We start from the raw sequence: 3,926 nt of genomic DNA, 5'->3' as shown, positions 1-3,926 counted from the left end.
TGACGGGACTCGAACCCGCGACAGCCAGGATCACAACCTGGTGCTCTACCAACTGAACTACAGCCACCATCGCCGTCCTCGCGAACGGCGTTGATGATGCTACCCGGTCGGTGCGCCGGTCAGGAAATCGCCAGGTACCGTCGTCGGCCGGGCCCCGCGCGGCGGCGCGTGGCTCCGTCAGTCCACGGGGGGCAGGGCCCCCGCGGCCGCGCGCACCTCGTCGGTGGTCGGACCCGGTTGCGGGACGAACGCCGTGGCGCGGTAGTACTTCAGCTCGCGGATCGACTCCTTGATGTCTGCCAGGGCACGATGGGACATGCCCTTCTCGGGCTGGCCGAAGTAGATGCGCGGATACCAGCGGCGGCACAGCTCCTTGATCGAGCTCACGTCGATCATCCGGTAGTGCAGGTAGGAGTTGAGCTCGGGCATGTCCCGGGCGAGGAACCCGCGATCGGTGCCGATCGAGTTGCCGGCGAGGGGAGCGGTCCCGCTGACCGGGACCCAGGCGCGGATGTAGTCCAGCACCTGCTTCTCGGCCTCCGCCACCGTCACAGCGGAGGCGCGGATCTCCTCGGTCAGCCCCGACGAGGAGTGCATGTCCCGTACGACCGGCAGCATCGCGGCCAGTTTGGCGTCGGAGGCGTGGATGACGATGTCCACGCCGTCGCCCAGGACGTTGAGTTCGGAGTCGGTGACCAGTGCCGCGATCTCCACCAGCGCGTCGTTCGCGGTGTCGAGGCCGGTCATCTCGCAGTCGATCCACACGATCCGGTCGTTCTTGGACTCCTTGTGGGGCGTCGGGCTCGACGTCGCGACAGGGGTGGGATCGGCGCTCGACTCTGGCATCGCTCGACTATATCGCCGCAGCGTTCCAAGCTTCGTCCCACGTCTGCGGCCCCCCACCACCGCGTCGAGCCTGCAGGCGTCTGGAGCACCGCCGTGTGGCAGCTGACGTCCTCAGTAGGGTGGGGATATGCCCTCGTCCGCGGCCGACCCCGAAAACTCACCGTCGATGGCAACCGATGAGTGGAACTTGCGATTCCTCGCGGAGATGGGACAAATCCTGGCGGAACGCCCCGGAACGGAGTTCGACTCTCCCGGGGTCGTTCGCTACAGGGTGGAAGAACTGGCACTGACGGGCGGATTCGTAAGACTGGTCTGGGCTTTCCCTGGCGCTCCGGACACGGGGAAGCGCTCGGTCCGCGTCGGACGGTTCATGAATTTGGTGGACTTGCGAGGCGGGTTCTCACCGGATGATCCAGACATCGTTGCCGGGGCAGTACTGCTCAATGATTTCTATCCAGCTCACCCCCCAGCGGAGGGCCGTGAGCACGCAGACGGCATTCGTTGGCTAGGGCCGCCGCCTCCCTAGCAGCCGGGCCATGCTTGGCAACTGCCGGAGACTGCTCGCGAGGTCGGCCGATCAGGCCTCGGCCTGCCCCTCGCCGAGCTTGGCGTAGAACCGTCCCACGATCGGGGCCATGACCCCGCGCGGGGTGTAGTTGCCCGCCACCGACATCGCCTGGCCGAGGGGTCCCGGGACCACGCGCATCTTGTTCCGGGCGAGCGCGTCCAGCGAGATCCGGGCGGTGTACGTGGTGTCCACCCAGAAGCGGTCGGGGACCAGGCGGTCGACGAACGTCTTGTCCTCCTCGGCGATCTCCTCGGTGCGCACCGGGCCGGGCGCCAGAAGCGTCACGTTGACTCCGGTGCCCTTGAGCTCGCCGCGAAGTGACTCGGAGAAGGTGTTGAGGAACGCCTTGGTGGCCGCGTAGGTGGCGTTGTTGGGGATCGGCATGTTGCCGGCCGCGGAGCCGACGTTGAGGATCGCGCCCGAGCGACGCTCGACCATTCCGGGCAGGACCGCCAGCACGAGGTCGTGGCAGGCGACGGCGTTGACCTGGACCTGGCTCTTCTCGTACTGCGGATCGAGTGTGGCGACCGGACCGAACGTGGCGATGCCGGCGTTGTTGCACAGGATCGAGACCTCGCGGCCCGCCAGCTCCTCCAGTAGCGGGGCCCGCTCGGCCGGATCGGACAGGTCGCAGGCCCGCACCTCGACCGTCACCGGGAACTGGCTCTCCAACCGCTCCTTGAGCTCCTGCAGCACCTCGCCGCGCCGCGCCACGACGATCAGCGAATGCCCGCGGCGGGCCAACTCGGCGGCCAGCGCCATGCCGATCCCGGAGGAGGCGCCGGTGACGACAGCACGATTCGTCGCGGTGGGCAGGGGAAGCGGCATCATGCGTCCTCGGGTCAGGTGGTCAGGGCCGAGGGTGAGCGTACCGGCGAGGGTGGTGAACGGGGGAGTCGGAGACGCCTCCCGGTGCGGCGCCGGCGATCAAGGGCACCGGTCACCGGCGGTGGGAACCGGGACGGCACCACGCCGGCGGAAATGGACCCGCCACCTGCGCTCGCGAGGCCACTGACGAACCGCCAGCCACTAGGTTCTAGGGCGTGAGCAGCACCGGGACACCGCCCCCTCCAGAGACCGCCACCTCGTCGTCGTCGCCCGATCCCCGCCCCGCCACCCGCGGCCAGGTCTTCTCCTGGGCGATCTGGGACTGGGGCTCGGCGGCGTTCAACGCGGTGATCGTGACCTTCGTCTTCTCCGTGTATCTCACCGACTCGGTCGGCGCGGACCTCGACGGCCCGTTCTCGGCCGCGACCTGGCTGTCCATCGCGATCGCGCTGGCCGGGTTGGTGATCGCGGTGACCGCGCCGGTGATGGGCCAACGGGCGGACCGGGGCGGGCGTCGCCGCCGCTCGCTGGCCATCTGGACCTATCTCACGGTGGCGTTGACCGCGCTGATGGTCCTGGTCGACGCGGACGCGCCCTATCCGTGGTTCTTCGTGGGATTGTTGCTGCTCGCGCTGGGGTCCATCACGTTCGAGTTCGCCGAGGTGTCCTACTTCGCCATGCTGCGGCAGGTCTCCACCCCGGCCACCGTGGGGCGGGTGTCGGGCTTCGGGTGGGCGATGGGCTACTTCGGCGGGATCGTGCTGCTGCTCACCGCGTTCCTCGGCTTCATCTCCGGCGACGGCGACGAGCGGGGCCTGCTGGGCATTCCGACCGACGGCGGCCTCAACGTGCGCCTGGTGTGCCTGGTCGCGGCGGTGTGGTTCGCGGTGTTCGCGTTGCCCGTGCTGCGGTCGGTGCCGGAGAACCGGCCCCGGGCGAGGTCTGGCGACGACGACGAGGTGGCCTTCACCGAGTCCTATCGCATCCTCTGGCGGGACCTCAAGGCCCTGTGGCGCCGGGACCCGCGGACCGTGAAGTTCCTCGTGGCCAGCGCCATCTTCCGCGACGGGCTGGCGGGGGTGTTCACCTTCGGGGCGATCCTGGCGGTCACGGTGTACGGGCTCGCGCCGGGGGACGTGCTGATCTTCGGGGTGGCGGCCAACGTGGTGGCGGCGTTGGGCGCGGCGGTGGCGGGGGTCGCGGACGACCTGGCGGGGCCGAAGGCGGTGATCATCGGTTCGCTCGCGGCGATGCTCGGCACCATGACGGTTCTGTTGTTTGTGGACGGCACCGCCATGTTCTGGCTCTTCGGCCTGCTCATGTGCCTGTTCGTGGGCCCGGCGCAGTCGGCGTCGCGGTCCTTCCTCGCCCGCCTCGCGCCGCCCGGCGGTGACGGCCAGATGTTCGGCCTCTACGCCACCACCGGACGCGCGGTGTCGTTCCTCGCCCCCGCGCTGTTCGGTCTGTTCACCTGGGGATTCGGCACCGACCGGGCGGGAATCGCCGGCATCGCGCTGGTCCTGCTGGTGGGTCTGGTCCTGCTGCTGCCTGTGCGCACCCCGACCCGCGCCGAGACGTCGACCACCTGGGCCGGCACCGCCTGATCGCGGCGCCGTCCTGACTGGTCGCGGCACCCTGCCGCCTGGCCTGCCCAGTGCCCCTCTGCCTGGCCTGCCCAGCACCC

3 protein-coding genes are annotated in these 3,926 nt (G+C 69.5%); 1 reads left to right on the top strand and 2 read right to left on the bottom strand.

Features of this window, described 5'->3' with window-relative positions:
• Positions 1-177: 177 nt before the first annotated feature.
• Positions 178-846 (bottom strand): oligoribonuclease, encoded by a 669-nt coding sequence (gene orn / locus G6026_RS09180; protein ID WP_182612977.1) that lies wholly within the window; start codon positions 844-846, stop codon positions 178-180.
• 577 nt (positions 847-1,423) lie between these two features.
• Positions 1,424-2,242 carry a mycolate reductase gene (cmrA, locus tag G6026_RS09175; RefSeq protein WP_182612978.1) on the bottom strand — a complete coding sequence of 273 codons (819 nt, stop codon included), beginning with the start codon at positions 2,240-2,242 and terminating at the stop codon, positions 1,424-1,426.
• Positions 2,243-2,556: 314 nt separating this feature from the next.
• Here cmrA and G6026_RS09170 point away from each other — a divergent pair, with 314 nt between their 5' ends.
• Complete coding sequence (locus G6026_RS09170) at positions 2,557-3,846, top strand: MFS transporter (protein ID WP_107758017.1); 1,290 nt, start codon at positions 2,557-2,559, stop codon at positions 3,844-3,846.
• Positions 3,847-3,926 lie beyond the last annotated feature (80 nt).

Source organism: Dietzia sp. DQ11-38-2 (genome assembly GCF_014145055.1).
Lineage (GTDB): Bacteria > Actinomycetota > Actinomycetes > Mycobacteriales > Mycobacteriaceae > Dietzia.
The sequence above is the reverse complement of the archived record's forward strand: the minus strand, read 5'-3'. Positions and strand labels throughout refer to the sequence as shown.